This window comes from Actinomyces ruminicola, from assembly GCF_900103885.1.
GTDB lineage: Bacteria > Actinomycetota > Actinomycetes > Actinomycetales > Actinomycetaceae > Actinomyces > Actinomyces ruminicola.
The window spans coordinates 1-19989 of sequence record NZ_FNIM01000002.1 but is presented as its reverse complement, the minus strand read 5'-3'; the positions used below and the strand labels follow the sequence as shown (position 1 = coordinate 19989).

The 19989-nt window shown below is 70.3% G+C and carries 17 protein-coding genes; 1 reads left to right on the top strand and 16 read right to left on the bottom strand.

Annotated features, from left to right (window positions below; all coding sequences use genetic code 11):
- Window positions 1-26: 26 nt before the first annotated feature.
- Genes BLR49_RS03440 through BLR49_RS03420 form a run of 5 tightly spaced genes read right to left on the bottom strand, consistent with a single transcriptional unit; the run spans window position 27 to window position 5115 of the window.
- Window positions 27-995, bottom strand: a complete 969-nt coding sequence (locus BLR49_RS03440; RefSeq protein WP_092533516.1) for a siderophore-interacting protein — start codon at window positions 993-995, stop codon at window positions 27-29.
- Window positions 992-1846 carry an ABC transporter ATP-binding protein gene (locus tag BLR49_RS03435; RefSeq protein WP_092533513.1) on the bottom strand — a complete coding sequence of 285 codons (855 nt, stop codon included), beginning with the start codon at window positions 1844-1846 and terminating at the stop codon, window positions 992-994. The genes BLR49_RS03440 and BLR49_RS03435 overlap by 4 nt, the downstream gene beginning before the upstream one ends.
- Complete coding sequence (locus BLR49_RS03430; RefSeq protein ID WP_245690393.1) at window positions 1843-2934, bottom strand: FecCD family ABC transporter permease; 1092 nt, start codon at window positions 2932-2934, stop codon at window positions 1843-1845. Before BLR49_RS03430 ends, BLR49_RS03435 begins: the two co-directional genes overlap by 4 nt.
- Window positions 2931-4031, bottom strand: coding sequence for a FecCD family ABC transporter permease (locus tag BLR49_RS03425; RefSeq protein WP_218121297.1), 1101 nt, complete (start codon window positions 4029-4031; stop codon window positions 2931-2933). The genes BLR49_RS03430 and BLR49_RS03425 overlap by 4 nt, the downstream gene beginning before the upstream one ends.
- Window positions 4032-4041: 10 nt before the next feature.
- Window positions 4042-5115, bottom strand: coding sequence for an iron-siderophore ABC transporter substrate-binding protein (locus tag BLR49_RS03420; RefSeq protein ID WP_092533507.1), 1074 nt, complete (start codon window positions 5113-5115; stop codon window positions 4042-4044).
- A gap of 334 nt (window positions 5116-5449) precedes the next feature.
- On the opposite strand from BLR49_RS03420, the gene BLR49_RS03415 reads away from it, so the two are divergent.
- Window positions 5450-6145, top strand: coding sequence for a sugar O-acetyltransferase (locus BLR49_RS03415; RefSeq protein ID WP_245690391.1), 696 nt, complete (start codon window positions 5450-5452; stop codon window positions 6143-6145).
- Window positions 6146-6185: 40 nt separating this feature from the next.
- Here the strand turns inward: BLR49_RS03415 and BLR49_RS03410 are convergent, their stop codons facing one another.
- The 11 genes from BLR49_RS03410 to BLR49_RS03360 form a co-directional block, all read right to left on the bottom strand.
- Window positions 6186-7130 carry an ROK family glucokinase gene (locus BLR49_RS03410; protein ID WP_092533504.1) on the bottom strand — a complete coding sequence of 315 codons (945 nt, stop codon included), beginning with the start codon at window positions 7128-7130 and terminating at the stop codon, window positions 6186-6188.
- Window positions 7131-7431: 301 nt separating this feature from the next.
- Window positions 7432-8235, bottom strand: a complete 804-nt coding sequence (locus BLR49_RS03405) for a DsbA family protein (protein WP_092533501.1) — start codon at window positions 8233-8235, stop codon at window positions 7432-7434.
- Window positions 8236-8515: 280 nt separating this feature from the next.
- Window positions 8516-9901, bottom strand: a complete 1386-nt coding sequence (locus BLR49_RS03400; RefSeq protein WP_092533498.1) for a flotillin family protein — start codon at window positions 9899-9901, stop codon at window positions 8516-8518.
- 77 nt (window positions 9902-9978) lie between these two features.
- A complete protein-coding gene (locus BLR49_RS03395) occupies window positions 9979-10524 on the bottom strand; it encodes a nodulation protein NfeD (RefSeq protein ID WP_092533495.1) in 546 nt (181 codons plus the stop codon).
- A 165-nt stretch (window positions 10525-10689) separates the two neighbouring features.
- Window positions 10690-12234: a DUF2079 domain-containing protein gene (locus BLR49_RS03390; protein ID WP_092533492.1), complete on the bottom strand. Its 1545-nt coding sequence runs from the start codon at window positions 12232-12234 to the stop codon at window positions 10690-10692.
- A gap of 73 nt (window positions 12235-12307) precedes the next feature.
- A complete protein-coding gene (locus BLR49_RS03385) occupies window positions 12308-13051 on the bottom strand; it encodes an SAM-dependent methyltransferase (protein ID WP_092533489.1) in 744 nt (247 codons plus the stop codon).
- A gap of 546 nt (window positions 13052-13597) precedes the next feature.
- Entirely contained in the window at window positions 13598-14293 is a 696-nt protein-coding gene (locus tag BLR49_RS03380; protein ID WP_092533486.1) for a response regulator transcription factor, read from the bottom strand.
- On the bottom strand, window positions 14290-15528 hold the full coding sequence (locus BLR49_RS03375) for a sensor histidine kinase (RefSeq protein WP_245690389.1): 1239 nt from the start codon (window positions 15526-15528) through the stop codon (window positions 14290-14292). Before BLR49_RS03375 ends, BLR49_RS03380 begins: the two co-directional genes overlap by 4 nt.
- Before the next feature lie 210 nt (window positions 15529-15738).
- Complete coding sequence (locus tag BLR49_RS03370; RefSeq protein ID WP_092533483.1) at window positions 15739-16137, bottom strand: hypothetical protein; 399 nt, start codon at window positions 16135-16137, stop codon at window positions 15739-15741.
- A gap of 282 nt (window positions 16138-16419) precedes the next feature.
- Window positions 16420-19188 carry a lysylphosphatidylglycerol synthase transmembrane domain-containing protein gene (locus BLR49_RS03365; RefSeq protein WP_092533480.1) on the bottom strand — a complete coding sequence of 923 codons (2769 nt, stop codon included), beginning with the start codon at window positions 19186-19188 and terminating at the stop codon, window positions 16420-16422.
- A gap of 513 nt (window positions 19189-19701) precedes the next feature.
- Window positions 19702-19989, bottom strand: a 288-nt coding sequence (locus tag BLR49_RS03360; protein WP_143013687.1) for an integrase core domain-containing protein, incomplete at its 5' end; no start/stop codon positions are given.

Here is a 19989-nt window from a genome sequence, read left to right as displayed (position 1 = left end):
CATGAAAGGCCATCCGTTTTTCGGACTCAGCCCTCCGCGCGGCCCAGGCGCCAGTAGCCCATGAAGGCCACGGCCCGCCGGTCCACTCCCCGCTCGGACACCAGGTGACGGCGCAGCGCGCACACCGCTCCCGCCTCGCCGGCCAGCCATGCGTATACGTCGGCCCGCTTGAGCGCCGCGCCGCCGCGGGCGGTGCGCGGCACCTCCCACAGCAGCTCCCGGTCGATGTCCACTTCTTCGACCCGTTGCGGCATGCCCTCCGGCAGCAGCTCGGCCGCCGCCCGCCTCACACCTGCAACGAGCCGCTCGCCGTGTGGACGCTCCTCGCGTGCCAGCGCCCGGAGCTCAATGCCCGGATGCGTCGGCAGGTAGGCCGCATCGGCCGCCACGGGCAACTCGACCACCGCGATGCCCCGCGCGGACGCGGGCAGCTGCTCCAGAATCCTGGCGATCGCCGGGGCCGCCGTCTCGTCCCCGCCGATCAGGAACTGGCCCGTGACGGCCGGTGGCACGAAGTCCACCCCGCCGGGAGCCGTTCCGGTCGGCTGTGCACTCAACCAGATGCGCGAGGGTCCCAGCAGCATCGCCGACGCACCCGGGCGGGCGCTCTCCAGCCAGCGGGAGGCCGGACCCAGCGGCGCGTGCACCACCATGTCCACATCGACCTCCGCCCCGGTGGATGTACCGGCGGTGCTTGCACCCCGGTCCCTCACGGGTCGCACGGCGCGCGTGGTGTAGGTGCGCAGTACCGGGCGCCGGGCCGCAGGCAGGTCCCGCCACCGCTCGTACCAGTCCGCCCCTTGTGGCAGGTGCGCATAGCCCCCGTCCGCGGCCGGCAGCACCAGCTTGATCCGCTGGTCCCAGCCCGGATCGGCGAAATCATCCAGCTCATTGCCTACTAAGGTCACTCGCCGCAGATGCGGGGTGACGTCCACAATCCGCTCCACCCGCACGGGGAAGAACCGGAACGGGGCCAGGCCCTCCGCCGTGCTCACGGCGTCGTCCCCGCCGTCGCACCGACCACGTGGTGGCGCCCCTTGGGCAGCACCAGCGGCGTACCGGAGACCGGATCGGTTATCACCTCCGCGTCCAGGCCGAAGACCTCTCGCATCAGCGCCGGGCTCACCACCTGCCCCGGCGTCCCCGCGGCCACCACCCGGCCGTCCCGCATGGCGATGACGTGGTCGGCGTAGCGGGCGGCGAGGTTGATGTCATGCAGCACCATCACGATGGTGGTGCCGCGCTCGCGGTTCAGGTCGGTGAGCAGGTCCAGGACCTCCACCTGGTGGGTCAGGTCCAGGAAGGTGGTGGGCTCGTCCAGCAGCAGCACATCGGTGCGCTGGGCCAGCGCCATGGCGATCCACACCCGCTGCCGCTGCCCGCCGGAGAGCTCGTCCACACTGCGGTCGGCCAGCTGGGCGGTGCGGGTGGCGAGCAGCGCCTCCTCCACAATGCGCCGGTCCGCGGACGAGGTGGAGCGGAACAGGCCCTGATGCGGGTGGCGGGCGCGTCCCACCAGGTCGGCGACCACAATCCCCTCCGGTGCGATCGGCTGCTGCGGCAGCAGCCCCAGCCGGGTGGCCAGGCGCTTGGTCGGCACGGCGGAGACCTCCTGGCCGTCCAGCAGCACCGACCCGGAGCTCGGCACCAGGATGCGCGCCATGGTCTTCAGCAGCGTCGACTTGCCACAGGCATTCGCCCCCACGATCACCGTGATGGCGCCGGTGGGCAGATCCAGGTCGACCCCGTTGACGACGGTGCGGCGCCCATACCCGGAGCGCAGTTCCCGTGTGACCAGGGCGCGCGGAACGGCCCGGTCCGTTGCTTGCGCGTCCGCTGCACTCATGCGGATGCCCCCTCTCGGTTCAGACGGATCAGCTGAAGCAGCAGGTAAGGCGCCCCGACGATCCCGGTTACCACCCCGACCGGCAGCGCCGTCGGGAACAGGTGCTGGCCGGCCAGGTCCGCGCCGAGCACGATCGCCGCGCCCATCAGCGCCGACGGCGCCAGCAGGGACCGGTCGGTGCGGCCCACCAGGCGGGCGGTGATCGGTCCGGCCAGGAAGGCCACGAAGGCGATCGGCCCGGTCGCCGCGGTCGCGAATGCCGCCAGTGCAACCATCAGCAGCAGGAGCAGCAGGCGGGTGCGGTCCACGGCGACTCCCAGCCCGGTGGCCGTCTCCTCCCCCAGCGACAGCGCGCTCAGGTCCCCGCCCAGGGCCAGCAGCGCCCCGCCCAGGACTGCGACGGCGACCCCCAGCAGCGGCACCTGCCCCCAGCTCGCGTCAGCCAGCGAGCCCGACAACCAGCGCATGGCGTCGGCGACGGTGTAGATCGAGGCCTTCAGCTGCAGGTAGGAGATCACCGAGGAGAACATGGCGGAGATGCCGATACCGATCAGGATCAGGCGCCCGCCCTGCGTGCGGCCGGTGCCCGACAGCAGGTAGATGACCAGCGCCGTGCCCAGCCCGCAGCCCAGCGCCAGCAGGTTCACGCGCAGGCCGGACCAGCCCAGCACCAGGATCGCGAACACCGCCGCCGTAGACGCGCCGGAGGTGATGCCGATGATGTCCGGGCTGGCCAGCTGATTGCGCAGCATGGTCTGCGAGGTGCGACCGGCCATGCCGAAGGCCAGACCCGCCAGCAGACCCAGCAGGGCGCGCGGGAGCCGCAGCTGTCCGACGGCGAAGGACGCTCCGGGCACCTCCCGGCCCGCGATCACGGCGAGCACCTCGGCGGGGGAGTACCAGGTGGAGCCCGTCAGCACCAGCGCCCACCACAGGGCCAGCACCAGCAGGGCCAGACCCAGGGTGACGGCCAGGTGGCGGCGGTGTCGGCGTCGCCTGCCCGGTTCGGTGAAGCCGGGAGCGGGAGCGGACGACGCCCGCCCCGGCGTCGGGACGTTCGGGATGGGCGGGGCGGCGCGGGCGCTCACAGCTCACGCACCTTCGCGCCGCGGGCGATGGCGATGAGCACCGGGGCGCCCACGAAGGCGGTGACCACTCCGACGCCGACTTCCCCGGGGCGGGCGATCACTCGTCCGAGCACATCCGCGAAGGTCAGCAGCGCCGCCCCTCCCAGCGCCGACAGCGGCAGCAGCCAGCGGTTGTCCGGGCCCACCAGCATGCGCACGGCGTGCGGCACCATCAACCCGACGAAGCCGATGGGGCCGGCCAGCGCCGTCGTCGTCGCGCAGGCTATCACCCCGGCGGCCGCGGCCAGCAGGCGGGTGCGGCCCACCCTGACCCCCAGGCCCACGGCCATCTCCTCGCCCAGTGCCAGGGAGTTCAGCGGCCGGGCGACGGCGGCGGCCAGGGCGGCGGCGGCCAGCAGGAATGGGGCGGTGGTGGACAGCGATGCCCAGGTCCCCCGGCCCAGTGACCCTACCTGCCAGAAGCGGAAGTCGGTCAGCCCCTCGGCGCGCGGCAGCATGATCGCGCTGATCAGGGAGGACAGGGCCGCGCTCGTGGCCACCCCCGCCAGCGCCAGCTTCACCGGCGTCGCGCCGCCGGGACCGAGCGAGCCGATCGCGTACACGGCCACGGCGGTGACGGCCGCACCGGCCATGGCCACCCACAGGTACTCCCACAGGGAGGAGATGTGCGCGAAGGCAATCGCGCTGACGATCGCCAGCGACGCCCCGGTGTTGATGCCGAGGATGCCCGGGTCCGCGATCGGGTTGCGGGTGACGGCCTGCATGAGGGCCCCCGAGACGCCCAGGGCCGCCCCCGCGATCAGGGCGGTGGCGGTGCGTGGGATCCGCTCGGCCACCGCCAGCGCGCCGAGGGTGTCGCCGTGTCCGGCCAGCCCGTCCAGGATCTCCTCTACGCCGACCGCCCGGGCGCCGAAGGCGATCGAGCAGCCGACGGCGAGTGCCAGCAGGCCGAGGACGACGACAAGCGCGAGCAGCGGACGACGCGGGCGCGCGCCCGGGCGGGCCGCCGTCGTCCCGCACGGCCTGGAGGGCTCGGGTGGCGCGAGTGCGGGTCCGCCGGAGCTGGTCGGCGGGGCCGGGGAGGAGCGGACGGTCACGGGTGGGAGCTCAGGCGGAGGCAGCGTCCGCCTTGTCGGCGGCGGCCGCGATGAGGGAGACGTACTGGTCGATGCCCCACGGGATGGACAGCGGTCCGGGGTTGGTGGAGGCCGACAGCGGCGTGCCGTTGCCGACGAAGGCCACGGCGCCGTTCTTGATCGCCGGGATGGTGCCGATCAGCGGGTCGGCCTGGAGGGCGGCCAGGTCGGATTCCTCCCCGTACATGATCATCAGGTCCACGTCCGCCACCTGGTCGGCGTTCTCGCTGGAGAGGTCGCTGTAGAAGGCCTCGGGGTCGGCCTCGGAGACGGCCTGCACAGAGGCGGGGATGGTCATGCCCAGGTCGGTCATGAAGGCGGTGCGCGGGTCGGCGGTGGTGTAGAAGCCGATCGTGGAGGTGTCGGACTCGCTCATGTAGAAGAAGGCGGCCGACTTGCCGGCGATCTGGGGGTAGGCGGCGACGGCGTCGGCGATCTGCTGCTCCAGGTCGGAGATCAGCGACTCGCCCTGCTCCGCCATGCCCATCGCCTGGGAGTCCAGGCGAATCATGTCCCGCCACAGGGTCCCCCAGGGCACCTCCGGGTAGGCGACGGTGGGCGCGATCTTGCTGAGGGTGTCGTAGTCCTCCTGGCTGAGGCCGGAGTAGGCGGCCAGGATTACGTCCGGCGTGGTCTCGGCGATGGCCTCGAAGGCGAGCCCGTCGGTGTCGTCGAACAGGACCGGCTCGGCGGCGCCGGCGGCCACCAGCTCGTCGACCCTCTGCCTGGTCCACTCCAGCATGCCGGAGTCGTCCGCGACGCCCCAGGTCTGGCGGGACAGGCCGGCGGGCATGACGTCCAGGGCTAGGGCGACGTCGTGGTTGCCCCAGGCGATGGCGGTGAAGCGGGCGGCGCCAGCAGGAATGGTGGTGGTGCCGAAGGCGTGCTCGACGGTGATCTCCTCGGTGGTGGCTGGGACGGCGACGGCGCTCGCGGCGTCGGAGGTGGCAGTCTTCGAGGAGGAGCCGGAGCCGCAGGCGGCCAGCAGTGCGGCGGCGGGGACGGCCAGGCCGGTCAGCAGGAAGGATTTACGGGAGACGGTCATGCCGGGCCTCTCATGGTTGGGGTACTGAATACACAGACATTAGCTCAGGTGAGCCTGTCCTCATAGGGGTGGGTGCGTGCGATGCCCCACCTCCCCTCCCTGTCCCCTCCCCCCTCGCCGAGATCGGTGGAAGTTACGTGCCGAGATCGGCAGATATGGCGGCGGGACCTCCGCGCCTGTGGGCGTAACCAGTTCGGACCGCCTGGGAGGCGCTCTCAGGCGGTCCAAATCCGGGACCGCGGTCCAGACAGGGAAGGTCAGTGACCGACGAGGCGGTTAGGTTTGTTCGGAGGGGCGGTCCCGCCGCCACCGTTTTCGACGCGAAGGAGCGCAGATGAACCAACACAGTCAGTCCATCGAGTCCGGCGCCGATGCGGGCATGGACCCGCGCGAGGCGGAGGTGCGCCGACGCATGGCCGCCCAGGAGCTGTACGTGGATGAAGGCCCCGGCCTGGAGGCGCTGACCGACCAGCGCATCCACGGCAAGGAGCTCGCCGCCGAGTACAACGCCACCTCCCCACGTGACGCCGCCGGACGCCGTCGCCTGCTGGAGCAGATCTTCGGCGAGATCGGCGAATACGTGTGGGTGGAGCCGCCGTTGCACGTCGCCTACGGCATTCACACCCGCGTGGGCTCACCCGTCTACGCCAACGCCGGACTCCAGATCATCGATGATTCGCCCGTGACCATCGGCAACCGGGTCATGTTCGGACCGCGCGTGATGATCACTACCGCCGGGCACCCCATCCACCCCGCCGTCCGCGACCGGGGGCAGCAGTTCTCCGCGCCGGTGGTGATCGAGGATGACGTTTGGATCGGCGGGAATGTGACGATTCTGCCGGGGGTGACCATCGGCCGCGGCTCGGTGATCGCCGCTGGTGCGGTCGTCAACGCCAATGTCCCGCCCATGGTCGTGGCGGGCGGCGTGCCGGCACGGGTGCTGCGGCAGATCACCGACGCCGATCGTGACTGGTCCTACCGGCCCCCGCGCACCCTGACCGTGCCCGGGGGACAGGCCGACGGCGCCTGACGATGGGCATCAGGCGCCGCCGGCGGCCAGTCGGTTCGGGTCAGTCCTGGCGGGCGAGGTCGGCGGCGCCGATCAGCCCGGCCTCCTGCCCGGAGGTGGAGATGACGATCGGGATCTCGGGGCGGTGGGCGCGTGCCGTCAGGTGCTCGGCGAAGCTGGCGCGTACCGGGTCCAGCAGGATGTCACCGGCTTCGGTCAGGCCACCGGTGAGCACGATGACCTCGGGGTCGAGGACGGCGCACAGGTCGGCCAGGCCGACGCCGAGGGCGCTGCCCAGACGGGCGTAGCACTCCAGGGCGGCCGGGTCTCCCTCACGGGCGGCGGCAGTGACCGCCTTGCCGGAGATCTTGTTCTGGTCTCCACCTGAGAGCTCGATGATGCGGGCGGCGTAGTCGGGCTGGAACTTGGCCAGTTCCCACCCGTTGACGCCCAGCGCCGTACCGGAGCCGTAGCGCTCCAGGCAGCCGCGCTGGCCGCAGCCGCAGGGGCGTCCGTCCGGGACGATGTTGATGTGGCCGATCTCGGCGGCGAAGCCGGCGGCGCCGCGCACCAGATGCTCGTCGATAATGACCGCGCCACCGACGCCCGTTCCCAGTGTCACCACGAGGACGTTCCGCGCGCCCTTGCCACCGCCGAAGCGGGCCTCGGCCCAGCCGGCCGCGTTGGCGTCGTTCTCCACCACGACCTTCTTGCCGGTGCGCGCGGCGATCTCGTCGGCGATGCGGGCGCCGGTCCAGTCCAGGTTGGTGCCATAGACCATGGTGTTGCGGTCGGAGGAGGTGAAGCCGGCAGCGCCCACGCCGATGGCTTCGACCTCGTACTGCGCGGCGAGCTCGTTGGCGAGGTCCGCGATGGTCGCGAAGATGGACTCACGGTTGGTGGCGGGGGAGTCGCGCCGGGCGGTGGCCAGCACCTTGCCCTCCTCGTCGACGACGCCCGCGGCGATCTTGGTTCCACCCACATCGACGCCGATGCTCAGTGCCATAGCTGTTCTCCTGGTTCCCTCAGAATCCGATATGTCTTCCATTGACACTCCGCACTGGGCGCCAGCGCCCCATGGTTCTCGCGGCTCGTGCCGGTCGTGCGGAGATCTATGGGCCTATTGTGACAGTCGCCATGGGACTGGCCAACTGCCGCCCTCGCCGACATCGGCACGCCCCGGGCGCAAGGGCCCGTCACCGTGCCGACCGACGCCGTCCCTCGCATTCCCGGGCCGGGGTCGGGTAGGGATCACGTGCCGACTTCGGTCGAGATGGCGGGACCCTCCGCGTGGGCGGGTGCCGGACTCACTTAGCCGCGGCGGCCTGCTCGAGGATGGTGTTGCGCATGTAGTCGGCGGACGCGTATCCGGACACATAAGCGTCGTTGATGATGAAGAAGGGTGTGCCGGTGATGTTGAGGTCGTAGGCGTGCTGCTTGGCGTCCTCAACCGCCTGCACGGTGCCGGCGTCGGTCATATCGGCGCGGAACTGCTCCAGGTCGGGCACGCCCGCCTGCTCGGCGAAGGCGACCAGGGAGTCCTCGGTGTACTCCGGATGATCAGTCGGGTCCGCCGCGGCGTAGACGGCGTCGTGGAACTCCCAGAACTTCCCCTGGTTGCCGGCGGCGATGCCGGCCTGCGCCGCCAGCGGGGAGGTCTCGGTGATCTGAGCGAGGTCGCGCCACTCCACGCGCAGCGTGCCGTCCTGAACCAGGTCCTCCAGCTGTGGCTCGACCTCCTGGGCGAACAGGGTGCAGTAGGGGCAGGCGAAGTCGGAGTAGACGACCATCACCACCGGTGCGTCGACGTCACCCTTGGCGCGAGCGTCGTCGGAGTTGCGGGTCACCTCTGCGTGCATGACCTGCAGCAGGTCGGCATCGGTCTGCGACGGTGCGGAGGTCTGCTCCACCGTCACCTGTGCAGATGCGGTTGCCGCCGCAGCTGACGGCTCGCCGGTGTTGGCAGCGCCGGAGTGGTCCGGTCGCAGCACCAGAATGATTGCAATGACGGCGAGCAGAATCGCGATGCAGATGAGCAGGAAGACGATGACCGGATTGCTGCGAGATGTGGGCCGCGGGCCTGGCTCGGTGCCGCTGGTGGGTGACGTCATGGTGGCAGTCTCTCAGAGCCGACGACGGCGCTACCCGCGACATGGCCCTAAGATCGGCCGCCTTAGGCGGCATCTCGATAAAGGGACCCTTCCCGGCTGGTGGGTGTGGCGGGGTGGAGCGCGGGTTGCCTGGGGTGCCGCGCAGGGTGCAGGAGGCGGTGCACTTGCACGACCTTATCTACCGATCTCGCCACGTAACTGCTACCGATCTCGGCACGTAACTGCTACCGATCTCGCGGAGGGGAGGCGGCGGGGCGCCTGAGGCGCCCCGCCGAGTGACCTAAGCGGCGTCGGAGTCGTTGTCGCTCAGGCGCTGCATCATGTCGGTCAGGCTGGTGCCGGTCAGTGAGCGCATGACGGCGTCGAGCTGCTCGACATTGCTGGCCACCGCCTTGGGCAGCGCGGAGGCGCCCTCGGTGGAGATGATCGACATGTCCTTCACGCTGCCCAGCGGCTCGGCCAGGGCGCGGGCGATCTCCGGCGCCTTGTCCAGGATCATCTGCTGGGTGGCGGCGCGCCCGTACTTGGCCAGGGCGTCGGCCTTGTCGCTCATGGCCTTCGCCTCGGCCTCACCGGCGGCGCGCACCGCCTGGGCCTCGGCGCGACCGCGGGCGGCGATGGCCTCGGCCTCCGCCTGGGCCTGGGCGGCGGTGGCGCGAGCCTGGGCCTCGGCGCGGGCGACGGTGGCCTGCGCCTGGGCCTCGGCGTCCAGGCGGGTGCGCTCGGCCTCGGCCTCGGCGCGGCGGATCGACTCGGCCTTGGCGGCCTCGGCCTCCTGCTCGCGCTGGTAGCGGGCGGCGTCGGCGGGCTTGCGTACCGTGGAGTCCAGCTCGCGCTCGGTCAGGGCGGCCTTGGCCTCGGCGGCCTCCTGCTCGATGATGGCGATCTCCCGCTTCTTGGCGGCGCGGGCCAGCGGGCCGGCGGAGTCGGCCTCCGCCTGCGCCTTGTCGGTCTCCGCCTTCAGCTGGGCCTGCCGCAGTGCCAGGTCGCGCTCGCGCTCGGCGATCTGCTGGCGGGAGGACACCTCGGCGTCCTTGGCCTCCCGCTCGGCGTTGGCGCGGGCCACGCGGGCATCCTTCGCCACCCGCTGCTGCTCGGGCACGCCCAGGGAGTCGATGTAGCCGGAGGCATCGGTGATCTCGGAGATCTGCAGCACGTCGATCTCCAGACCCATGTTGGCCATGACGGACTTGGCGTCGTCGAACACGTTCTGCTGGAGGGCGTCGCGGTCGGAGATCAGGTCGGTGACCGTCATGTGGCCGATGATGGAGCGCAGCGATCCGATCAGGGCGTCACGGGAGGAGTCGGCGATCGCCTGGTCCGTGTTCGGCTTCCCCAGGAAGCGCTTGGCGGCGGCCCGCACCTGCTGGTCGGAGTCGCCGACCTTGACGGCGGCGACGGCGGAGACGGAGACGTTGATCTTGTTCTCGTCCTCCGCGGTCACCTGGAAGCCGATGGTGTTCTGGGTGAAGGGCAGGTACTGGATTGACTGGATGATCGGCAGGACGAAGTCGCGTCCGCCGGGGCGGATGATCTTGACCTCGCCATTGCGCGAGGAACCGGAGACCAGGCCGGTCATGTTGGAGGGCACGACGACGACCCGGGAGAGCATGTAGGCGCCCAGCAGGAGCGCCAGGACGACGACGGCGATGATGGCGTAGAGCATGACGGTGCTTTCGTGGTGAGGGGGGTGAGGGTATGGGTTTAGAGACTGCTGCCCGGTGCAGCGGCTGCACGGGCCGGTCAGTCGGTGGCGGTCATCGGCCCGTCGGGGGGTCGCTGGGGTGACTCGGGCGGGTCGATGCGGCCGACGACGAGCGTGTCATCCGCGGTCGCGTCCACCACCCAGGCGACGGTGCCTCCCCGCAGGACGTCGTCGGAGCGGGCGGGCAGGGTGACCTGATGTCCGCGGGAGGAGGCCATGACCTCACCGCGGCCGTCCTTCCACCACAGCACCCGCACCTCGCTGCCGACCAGCTCACCGGCAGTGAGCGGGACGGCATTGCGTGGCATGGAGCGGCGCAGTCGCACCCATGCGGCGCGCGTCCCCGCCGCGGCGGCGACGGCGAAGGCCGCAGGCACCCCGACCAGCACCGCCGTGGAGAGCCGCTGGCCGGCCAGCGCCTGCACGCCCATGCCGACTGCGCCGAAGACTCCCAGTGCGCAGGCCAGCACCGGCAGCGAGCCGTCGAACAGCAGATCGTCCAGAGCGTCAAACAGCCCGTCGAGCAGAAGTGAGAGCAGTAGGGCGCCGCAGCCGATGATGGCGCACCACATGAACAGAGACATGTCCGCCTTTCTGGGTCTGAGCCGCCTGGCTCCCGCCGTGTTTACACCCGGATTGTTACATGCTGCGCGGTCGCTGGGAATGGCCGTCCCACGAGCCGGTCCGGCCGGTGACGGGTAGTGGTGCCCATGTGACGCCTGGCACCCGGCGGGCTCCGTGCTGACTGCTCAGGAGACCCGCCGCGCCACCTGGTAGCCGCCGGTGTCGAGCACCAGCTCGTACACGGCCCCGGTGCTTGACCGTCCGGTCGCCCAGGAGGCGGCGTCCGTAGGCGGATTGCCGCCCCAGGCGGAGGAGAGGGAGTCGATGACGACGTAGTCGGTGTCGACCTCGGCGGTGCCCACCCAGTAGACGGTGTGGTCCGGCACCAGGTAGGCGAGCAGCCCCAGGTCGGTCTCGACGCTGGCCCCGTCGGGGATGAGCTCCATGACCTGGGTGGCGGCCTGCGCGCGCGTGGAGGCGGCGCCGTAGCCGGGCTGCGTCATGTACCACAGCGGCAGGTCGCGGACCGTGGCCGCGCCGGTGACCAGCGGGACGGCAACGCCGAGCGCAACCGCCCAGCGCGCCCACACGGGTGCGGCCAGCCAGCCCGTCGGCTCTGGCTGCGGCGGTTCCGGTTCAGACGACGCCGTTGCGCGCCGACGGGCCTTGAGCCGGGCGACGACGTCGAGCAGCGCCCCGAGCGCGATCGGGATCAGCACCGCGTTGTAGTGCCAGTTCTGCCAGTCCCAGTAGAACTCCTTGGAGGAGGCGAAGCGCCAGGCGAGTGTGGGCACCACCAGCGCCATCCAGGGGGAGGCCACCCCAATGATCCCGGCGGTGCACACCAGCACGCCGAGGGTCTGAAGTTTGACCGCGGGTGAGAACAGGCGGGCGATCAGGCCCGTGGTCTGGCCGCCGTCGTCGGAAAGGCCGTACTCCCAGGTGCCCGAGGGGCTCAGCAGCGGCAGGATCACCAGCACGGTGAGCAGGAAGGACAGGACGCCGAACAGGGCCGCGACGAGTCCCAGCCGGGCGGTGCTCAGGCGGTGCCACCAGGCCGGGCCGCGGCGGGAGGGCTGCTGCGGCGCCCCCTGGAGGCCGCGCAGGGCGATGGCCAGGCCCCCCATGAGCACCGTCAGCCCGAGGTCCTCCTTGACCAGGACGAGCGGCGCCAGCCAGAGGGCGCAGCTGCGCCAGCGCTGCTCGACGAAGGCGACCGACGCCCACGCCAGCAGCGGCACCGCGAAGGCGATCTCGTGGAACTGGGCGGCCACCGCGCCCTGGAGGCCCCAGGACAGCACGTAGAACAGGCCGAGCGCCGTCGCCACCGGGCGGGACAGCAGGCGGGTGGCCAGCCGGGTGAGCGGCCAGGCGGAGACCGCGAGCAGCAGATCCTGCACCACCAGCAGCGTCAGGGGGCTGGGGAACAGCCGCCACGCCGGGGCCAGCAGCACCAGCAGCGGGTGGAAGTGGTCGCCCAGCAGGTTGTACCCCTCGCCCTTGATCGGGACGATCGGCGCCTGCAGGCGCGAGTAGGCCTTGGCCAGCTCCGAGAAGATGGCCAGGTCCCAGCTGGGCACCTGCATGGCGCGCCACTGGCCCACCGAGTAGACGATCATGACGGCGGCCCCGATGACGACGGCCAACGCGGCCGGCAGGCGGTCGAGCAGGTGAGCGGGTAGGCGGTCGAGCGCCCGGGTCTGGCCGGGGTGGGTGTGCGCGGAGGACATCGATGTGAGCCTACCGAGGCTCGGCGGCCGGATGGACGGCAATGCGTGGCCGGGCCGATCCTGGTCGGGCTGCTCAGCGCAGTTTCACGGTCCCGAAGACGATGTTGGTGTGGTGGGGACGCCGGGCGTCTGGGATGAAGTGCCGGTAGTCGACCGTGACGCCCGCGTCCTTGAAGTCGTGCAGGAGGTCGTGAGGCGTGACCAGGAACAGGTCTGAGGTGCGCGTCTCCTGGCCCCGGGCAAGCGTGACCCGACGACGACGGCGCGCATGGTCGATCCGCTCGGTCAGGGTGATACCGGGGCGGGCGGTGAAGGTGGCGCTGGCGGGCGCCTCGGGGCGCACGTGCTCGGCGGACAGGATCAGCCTGCCGCCGGGGGCCAGGTGCGCGGTGGCCAGGCGAATGGTCTCGCGGCGCCGTTCGGGGTCGAGGGCGGTGATGGCGCCGGCGGGGATGCACACGGCCTTGAAGCGCTCCTCGAAGAGGAAATCCGTCATGTCTGCCCGGCACGTCTCAACGCGGGAGGCGACGTCCGGGCGGGTGGGCCGCAGGTCGTCGATGCGGGTGGTGAGCAGGTCGAGCACCTCGGCACGGGAGTCCGTGGCGAGCACCCGGTGGCCCGCGGCGGCCATGGGCAGGGTGACGGTACCGGCGCCGCAGGCCAGTTCCAGCACGCGTAGCCCGGCCAGTTCCGGCTCCTCGATGAAGGAGAGCAGGTCCAGCACTGACTGGATCTCGGTCTCGTCGCACAGGGACAGCAGCGGCGGGCGGGCGTCCGTGCGGCGGATCGGGCTGAGGGGGAGGGTCATTCGGGTCATCGCGCCTCACCGAGCCGCTGGGAGGAGACGGTGTTTCGGGCTCCTGCGGGCGCGTCGCACGGTTCCGGCCGACGGTGCGGGGGCCGCTGAGTGGTGTGGTTCATTTGCTTGCTCTTCTAAGGGGAGTCGACGCCGGGGCCGATACGTGGTTGCATCGAGAGTCGGACCCGGGTGGACCCGTATCTGATGCTTGCTACAGCGTTATGTATTCCACTCCCGTCGAGGCGGCGGACAAATCGGCCGATTGGGGGGTTCGATCGGGGGACTCGGGGGGCAGGGCGGGCCGGAAGACGACGACGGCGCGGCCCGGTGGGTCCGGGCCGCGCCGCCTTGGGCAGCTGCAAGGATTACCAACGCCACTTGTAGCCGAGGAACAGGACCCAGGGGTTGTACGAGGCGTAAATGCCGGCGGTGTCGATGAGGTTCACAGTCATTATCTTTCTGCTAGATGAGGTGTTGCGGGTCTTGCAACGGACGGCTATATGCTTACGCGTTTCGTGAAGGACGGTATCGCCCAAGTGGCTAGGCCGATCGGCGGATACGTGGTCAGACCAGGCCGGCGCGCAGGGCGTAGACGACCGCGCCCACGCGGTCCTGCACGCCCAGCTTGGCGATGAGGGCGGAGACGTGTGTCTTGACGGTGGCGTCGCTCACCCCCAGGGTGTGAGCGATCTGCTTGTTGGTCTTGGCCTCGGCCATGAGGGCCAGCACCTCTATCTCCCGGGGGGAGAGCGTGACTCCCGGGGGCAGGGCGTCGGCGGTGTTATGAGGAGCGGTGGCAGGGGGTGCGGAGGTGGTGGGGGTGCTTCGGCCCGGCCGGCCGGCGATAATGGCGGAGGAGCTCGGCGAGAGCACCATGTTGCCGGCGGCGACGTGCCGGATGGTGGCGGCCAGCGTTTCCACCGGGTCCTCCTTGGCGATGAATCCGCGCACGCCGGCGGCCAGGGCGCGGTCGACTACCGAGTCGGCCACGAAGGTGGTCAGCACGAGCATGGCGATCTCCGGGCGCTCGCGTTGCAGGATCTTGGCCAGGGCGATGCCGTCCAAGCGCGGCATCTGCACGTCCAGCAGCAGCACCTGCACCTGCGCCTCGGGCGTTTGCGAGCGCAGGATGTCGAGTGCCTCCTGGCCGTCTCGGGCTGCCCAGTCGACTTGGATGTCGCCTATGGCCTCGGTGGTGAGTAGATCGGTGAGCGTGCGGCGCACGAGCGCGTCGTCGTCGACGATGCCGACGTGAATCATGAGTTTTTCTCCGTGGTCAGGAGGATGGGGCGGGATTCGGCTACGGGGACGGTTGCGGTGACCATCCAGGAACCGTTGTCGGACAGGGTGGTCAGGGTGCCGCCGATGGCGGCCAGGCGCTCCCGCATGCCCAGGATGCCGGTGCCCGAGCGGGGCAGATGTGCACTGGTGTCGCGGACGCGGTTGGTGGATACGAGGCGTATCACCTCCGGACCCAGGGACAGCGTCATGGTGACGGAGGCATGGGGGTCGCCGTGGCGGATGATATTGGCTCCCATCTCTCGAGCCACCCGGGACAGGGTGCTGGCCTGGATGCGGGTGGGGACGACCTCGCCCAGGTGGCGGTAGGTGATGTCGAAGCCGGCGGAGGAGACGTCTGCGCTGACGGCGCCGACGGCGATCGTCAAATCGGTGACCGCGTTCCCCAGGCCGGTGGTAGTAGAAACTGATTGTTCCTGCTCGGAGGAGGGACGGCGCAGGGTGCGCAGCAGCAGGCGCAGCTCGTGAAGCGCGTCCGAGGCGGTCGCCTCGAGGGCGGTGAACTCATCTCGGGCACGGTCCGGGTAGGAGGTGTCGGCAGCGGCCCGTTGTGCGCGCAGGGCGGTCTGTGACATGGAGTAGGCCACGAGGTCGTGCATCTCCCGGGCGATCTCCAGGCGCATCTCCTCCAACTGAGCATCCGCCTGCTCGGCGTCGGCCAGGCGCGAGGCCTCGATGAAGCGCACCAGGGCGCCGAGCGGAACCAGGAGGGCGCCCATCAGCGCCATGTACCACAGCGTGCCGAGGCTATTGGCGATTTCGTTGCCTGGCGAGCTCAGAGACATTAGTAGCACAGCCTCGATGAGAAGTGTTGTGAGCAACATCGAGAAGGCCGGCCATGGCGGGAAGAAGCGCCCGAGGAAGAACAGGAAGGCCAGATTGGTGATGGTCATGTCTGCGAAGTCCGCAGAGGGTATCAACAGCAGGAGGACCCAGCACGCCAGGTATGCCATGACGCTTGGGACTGGGCGTAGTGGTATGAGGGTCACGAGCACCAACGTGGCCACCATGAAGGCGAGATCGATGGGCTTCAGTGCCTCCCGATTGACCACCACGTTGCCGACCAGGTTTCCGAGCCCGACTATCGCCCCGATGATCACGTAGACGCGGCGACGGGACAGGGGCTCGGGCGGCCGCAGCAGTGTCTTGCGTGCGCGTGCCGTCAGGGAGGCTAGGGCATCGCTCAGTTCGGCCATGACTCCTCTCCCGTCGTCGCCAGTGATCACATCACCTTAACAAGTGTGCCTGAGACCGCGGCCCGCACCCCGGTTGCGATTGAGGGGAGCCACACGGGGAGAAGGCGTACTGCCGACGCTCTCAAGCGAGTTCTAAGCGCGAATCGTGTCCGCGGAAGCGAGGCGTGCATCGAGTATTGGGGGTGGCCTACCGGTCCGGCCGGCTACGGGTCAGAGGTGGCCGTCGGCCAGGAGCAGTCCCCAGGGACCGTAGGGAATCTCCAGATTGCGGATGCGGGCCAGCTCGGCGAGCACCGCATACCTGCCATAAACCCAGGCGAGCACGGTGGCCAGCAGCAGGATGACGACACAGGTGATGGCCACTTGCAGGGGGTTGAGGAGGCTCCCCTCCACCACCAGCAGCACAGCCCCTCCGGTCGCGCAAACTCCGGCGGTGGTGAGGGTCTGGATGATCGCCTTGAGGGTGTTGAGCAGTCCGGCATCGGTGATGGTGCCGCCCACGGCCGCCATGGCCATCAGAAAACTCCGGTAGCGGCGGCGGGACACGAAATAGGTGATGACTCCGGTGACGATGCTGCCGACAATGGCGGCGAGGATCTCGGTGGTCATCAGGGACTCCTTCAGGATGGCGTCGTCGCAATCCTTGTCGCAATATCACCCGCGCGCATCCCCCGATCGGCTTATCCGATCGGGGGACAACCTGGTCTGTCGAGCGGCGGCAAGCGCCTGCTGGGCGGCAACCGTAGGCGCTGACGTGGCCTGACCCTGGTTGCACCTGGGGATACGGGCGATGCGGCGTCGATGATGCGGAGGGCCCCGGTGGCGGTCTGCCCCTCGATAACTGAGCCAGTGATCTATACGGGTGCGGTTCGCGACTGCCCCCAACCCCGGTCACAGGTCGCCGCGCCGCTGCAGGCGCTGCAGGCTCAGCCAGCCCACGGGGATGGGAATCCAGAAGGTGACCAGGCGGTACACGATCGCCGTCGACAGGGCCACCCCGCTGGGCACCCCCGCGGTGACCAGGCCAGCGGTCAGCGCCACCTCCACCGGGCCGATGCCGCCGGGGGAGGGAACCACGGAGCCGACCGTGTTGGCCGCCAGGTAGGTGATGGCCAGGACCGAGAACGACAGGGTGTGCCCGAAGGCCCACAGGCTCGCCCCGAAGGACAGGATGTAGCTCAGGCTCAGCAGCAGCGTGCCCCCCACGCCCAGCGCCAGCCGCCCCGGGTTGGAGACGACCCACACCAGTCGCGGCCACACCTGCCGGTAGGTGGGTGCGATCTTCTCCCACACCCAGCTGCGCACCCGGGGAATGAACAGGGTGGTGGCGACGATGGCGACCAGGACGACGGCTATCAGCACCACCCAGCCGCTGGGCAGGGTCAGGCTGGTGGACTGGCCGGTGGTAGCGGCAACGACAATGAGCAGCACAATGGTGACGACGAACTGGACCACCTGCACCAGGGCCACGGTGGCCACGCCGATCGCCGTCGGCACCCCCTTGCGGGACAGGAAGCGCAGGTTGATGGCGGCGCCGCCGACGCCGGCAGGCGCGACCAGGGAGACCACGGAGGAGGCCAGGTGCACCTCGGTTGACTTCCACACCGGGAGCTTGACCGGGCTGAAGGCCACCAGGGCCAGCCCTGCGCCGAGGTAGGTGGCCAGGGAGAAGACGAGGGCCCCGAGGATCCACCAGATGTTCGCCCCGGCCACGGCGTCGGTGATCTGCTCGATGTTCATGCGGGCCAGCAGCGTCCACAGGGCCACCAGCCCGACGATCGCCATGATCACGGTGCGCGGGGAGAAGCGGGTCAGCTTGGCCGGCTCCGCGTGTGCGGTGGGCGTCAGGTCCACCAGGGCGTCGCGCAGCTCCTGCAGCACCTTGCCGCGCCGGCCCATGGCCTCGCGGGTTGCGGCCGGCAGCACGACCCGCTGCAGCATGGGGGCGATCGACGCCAGCTGCTGGGTGCTCAGCGAGCGGGAGGCGGCGGCGATGGCGCGCTCGACGTCGGTCAGCGAGGCGGTCAGGGCCAGCACCTGGGCGAGGTCTACGCGGCGGGAGAGCTCGGAGGAGATGGTCTCCCCAGAGTCCCACCCGAGCAGCCAGACGTCGCCGTCGTCGTCGACGACGACGGTGGCCGAGTCGAGTTCCCGGTGGGCCAGGCCGGCCCTGTGCGCGCGGCTGACCTGGTCCCACAGGTCGGCTAGCACCTCGTCGCCGACCTCGTCCAGGTCGGCCAGGGCCCGGGCGCCACTGACGTGGTCGGTCACCAGCAGCATGGACTCGTCGGCCTCGGCCATGCCGACCAGCGTGGGGGTGCGCACGCCCGCGCGGCCCGCCTCGAGAGTCATCAGGGCGGCGTGCTCGGCCGCGGAGCGCACCGACAGGTCCCGCTCCGGCGACAGCCCCTTGACGCGCAGCCGGTCCCAGAGCGTGGAAATGAATCCCGCCACCTGCCGGTCGGCGTCCAGGACGGTGACGTCGCGGCGTACGCCCGCCGTGTCCCAGACCGCGTAGAGGCGGTGGGCGGACAGCCGTCCCTCGGTGAGCGCCGCGGAGGAGGCCTCCGACAGCACGGCGCCGAGGTCCACGTCGGTGGCCGGGGTGATGGTGGAGGTGTCCTCCGGGGGCACGGGAGCGGTCGGCTCCGGCACGGGTGGCGCTGCGGATGCCTCATCGGTGACGGGGGCGGCGGTGTCGCTATCGGCGTCGTCGAGTGCGGCGGGGGTGGTCAGCGGGGTCTCCCGGACGCGTTCGGTGTAGCCCAGGGGTGTCTCCGTCTCGACCATCCAGGCGCGGGCATCCGGGGCCCGGTCCATGCGCACCACGCGGGCGGCGTCGATGCCGGCGCGGCGCAGCGCGCGCACCAGGGCGATGCCGTGGGCGCGGTTGTCGTCGACGCCGAAGGCGTAGCGGACGGCGAGTCCGGGCAGACGTCCCAGCAGGATGGAGATCACGGCGCCCGGCAGGGTGATGGCGCTGCGCAGAACCGCCAGGCCCACCACGATCCACACGGCGGTCCAGGTGTAGCGGATGACGGCGGAGGAGTGGCGCTCGCCGGCACCCGTGAGCAGGCCCGCCAGCGTGGCGAATACCGTGGAGATGCCGATCCGGGCCGTGCCGGAGGCGGTCACGGTCAGGCCGGAGGCGAGGATGCTCGGTCCCCATGCGTCCAGCGCGTGCAGGCTCAGCCAGGCCAGGGTGAAGCCACCGACCCCAGCCAGCAGCGCCTCGCCTGCGGTGCGCCAGGCGCGGCGCAGCAGGCTGTGCATGATCACGACCACCGGGACGGTGAAGGTGATCAGGCCCTCGATGGCCTGCAGGGGAAACACGAGGATGCGGCGCAGGACGACGGCGAGCGCGTTCTGCACGTCCTGGGTGACGCCGGTGGTGGTCGCGTGGGCGTAGGCCGCCAGGATGATCATGAAGGCCAGGCCGAGGGCGACCACGATCAGATCGAGCAGGTCCTCGGCACGGCGCAGGCGGCGCTCCGGGGCGTCCACCAGCAGGGTCGTCGAGCGGGGGGCCGCGGCGGTGGCGGGGGGTCGGGTGGTTTGCGCCGACCTGTCGACGATGGGGGTGACGCCGATGCGCGGAATACCGACCGGTGACGTCGCCGGGGCGCGTTCCGGGTTCTCCGGGGGCGGGACATCAGTCATGTCGGTGTCAACCTGTTTGCCTACGGATATGTACTGCCCCGATCGGGGCGCAACGAGCGTACCAGGCGGACCCTGGGATGCCGCGGAACGATCGGTGAAGGGCGGCCGGGAAACCGGCGTGCGGGGACCGGTGGCACGGGGCGGTCCGTGACCGATTGATGGACGCGTATCGGCCGATCGGCTAGCCGGATCGGACCTCCGATCGGCCGATGTCGGGCCTGCCCGCCGCTGGCAGACTATTCGGTGTCGGCACGGAAGAGCCGAGCTGACTAGTCCCTGAACCTCCCTGGTTAGTTCGGGTCCGGGCCCCTCAGCGGGGCTCGGACCCGAACCGCTTTTTGGGCCGGGCTGCGGGGCGGCACCGCTGTCTGAACGCCTCCCGCCGTCAGCCGACTTCGTGGGTGAGACCCGGTTTGTGGGTTATCGGCGCGAACGTGGTGCTTTAGACCGGGTTATCGGCGCGAATGTGTGGAATGCTGGGTGTTTTTTGGACACGGTGTTGTTGTGTGTTTGTCAGGCTGCTTTCGGGGTGGCGGCCTGCTGTAGTTCGCGTTCGAACTGGTTGGGTGTGCGGTACCCGATCCCCGAGTGCAAACGTCTTTGATTATAGGTCAATTCAATCCACGCCGCCACATCCCTTATCGCCTTATCCCGCGTGGGGTAGACCATACGATACACGCGCTCATTCTTCAATGTCGCGTTGAACGACTCCGCCCACGCATTGTCCCAACACACCCCCGTACGCCCCACCGACGGCCGAATCCCATAAGAGGCCAGGTGGTCGGCGAAGGCCTGGGAGGT

Coding starts and splice junctions, on each gene's coding strand:
- BLR49_RS03405 (WP_092533501.1), bottom strand. CDS start 8,235: ATGACGTCACCCACCAGCGGCACCGAGCCAGGCCCGCGGCCCACATCT.
- BLR49_RS03395 (WP_092533495.1), bottom strand. CDS start 10,524: ATGTCTCTGTTCATGTGGTGCGCCATCATCGGCTGCGGCGCCCTACTG.
- BLR49_RS03375 (WP_245690389.1), bottom strand. CDS start 15,528: ATGGCCGAACTGAGCGATGCCCTAGCCTCCCTGACGGCACGCGCACGC.
- BLR49_RS03365 (WP_092533480.1), bottom strand. CDS start 19,188: ATGACTGATGTCCCGCCCCCGGAGAACCCGGAACGCGCCCCGGCGACG.
- BLR49_RS03435 (WP_092533513.1), bottom strand. CDS start 1,846: ATGAGTGCAGCGGACGCGCAAGCAACGGACCGGGCCGTTCCGCGCGCC.
- BLR49_RS03410 (WP_092533504.1), bottom strand. CDS start 7,130: ATGGCACTGAGCATCGGCGTCGATGTGGGTGGAACCAAGATCGCCGCG.
- BLR49_RS03390 (WP_092533492.1), bottom strand. CDS start 12,234: ATGTCCTCCGCGCACACCCACCCCGGCCAGACCCGGGCGCTCGACCGC.
- BLR49_RS03400 (WP_092533498.1), bottom strand. CDS start 9,901: ATGCTCTACGCCATCATCGCCGTCGTCGTCCTGGCGCTCCTGCTGGGC.
- BLR49_RS03385 (WP_092533489.1), bottom strand. CDS start 13,051: ATGACCCGAATGACCCTCCCCCTCAGCCCGATCCGCCGCACGGACGCC.
- BLR49_RS03415 (WP_245690391.1), top strand. CDS start 5,450: ATGAACCAACACAGTCAGTCCATCGAGTCCGGCGCCGATGCGGGCATG.
- BLR49_RS03380 (WP_092533486.1), bottom strand. CDS start 14,293: ATGATTCACGTCGGCATCGTCGACGACGACGCGCTCGTGCGCCGCACG.
- BLR49_RS03420 (WP_092533507.1), bottom strand. CDS start 5,115: ATGACCGTCTCCCGTAAATCCTTCCTGCTGACCGGCCTGGCCGTCCCC.
- BLR49_RS03370 (WP_092533483.1), bottom strand. CDS start 16,137: ATGACCACCGAGATCCTCGCCGCCATTGTCGGCAGCATCGTCACCGGA.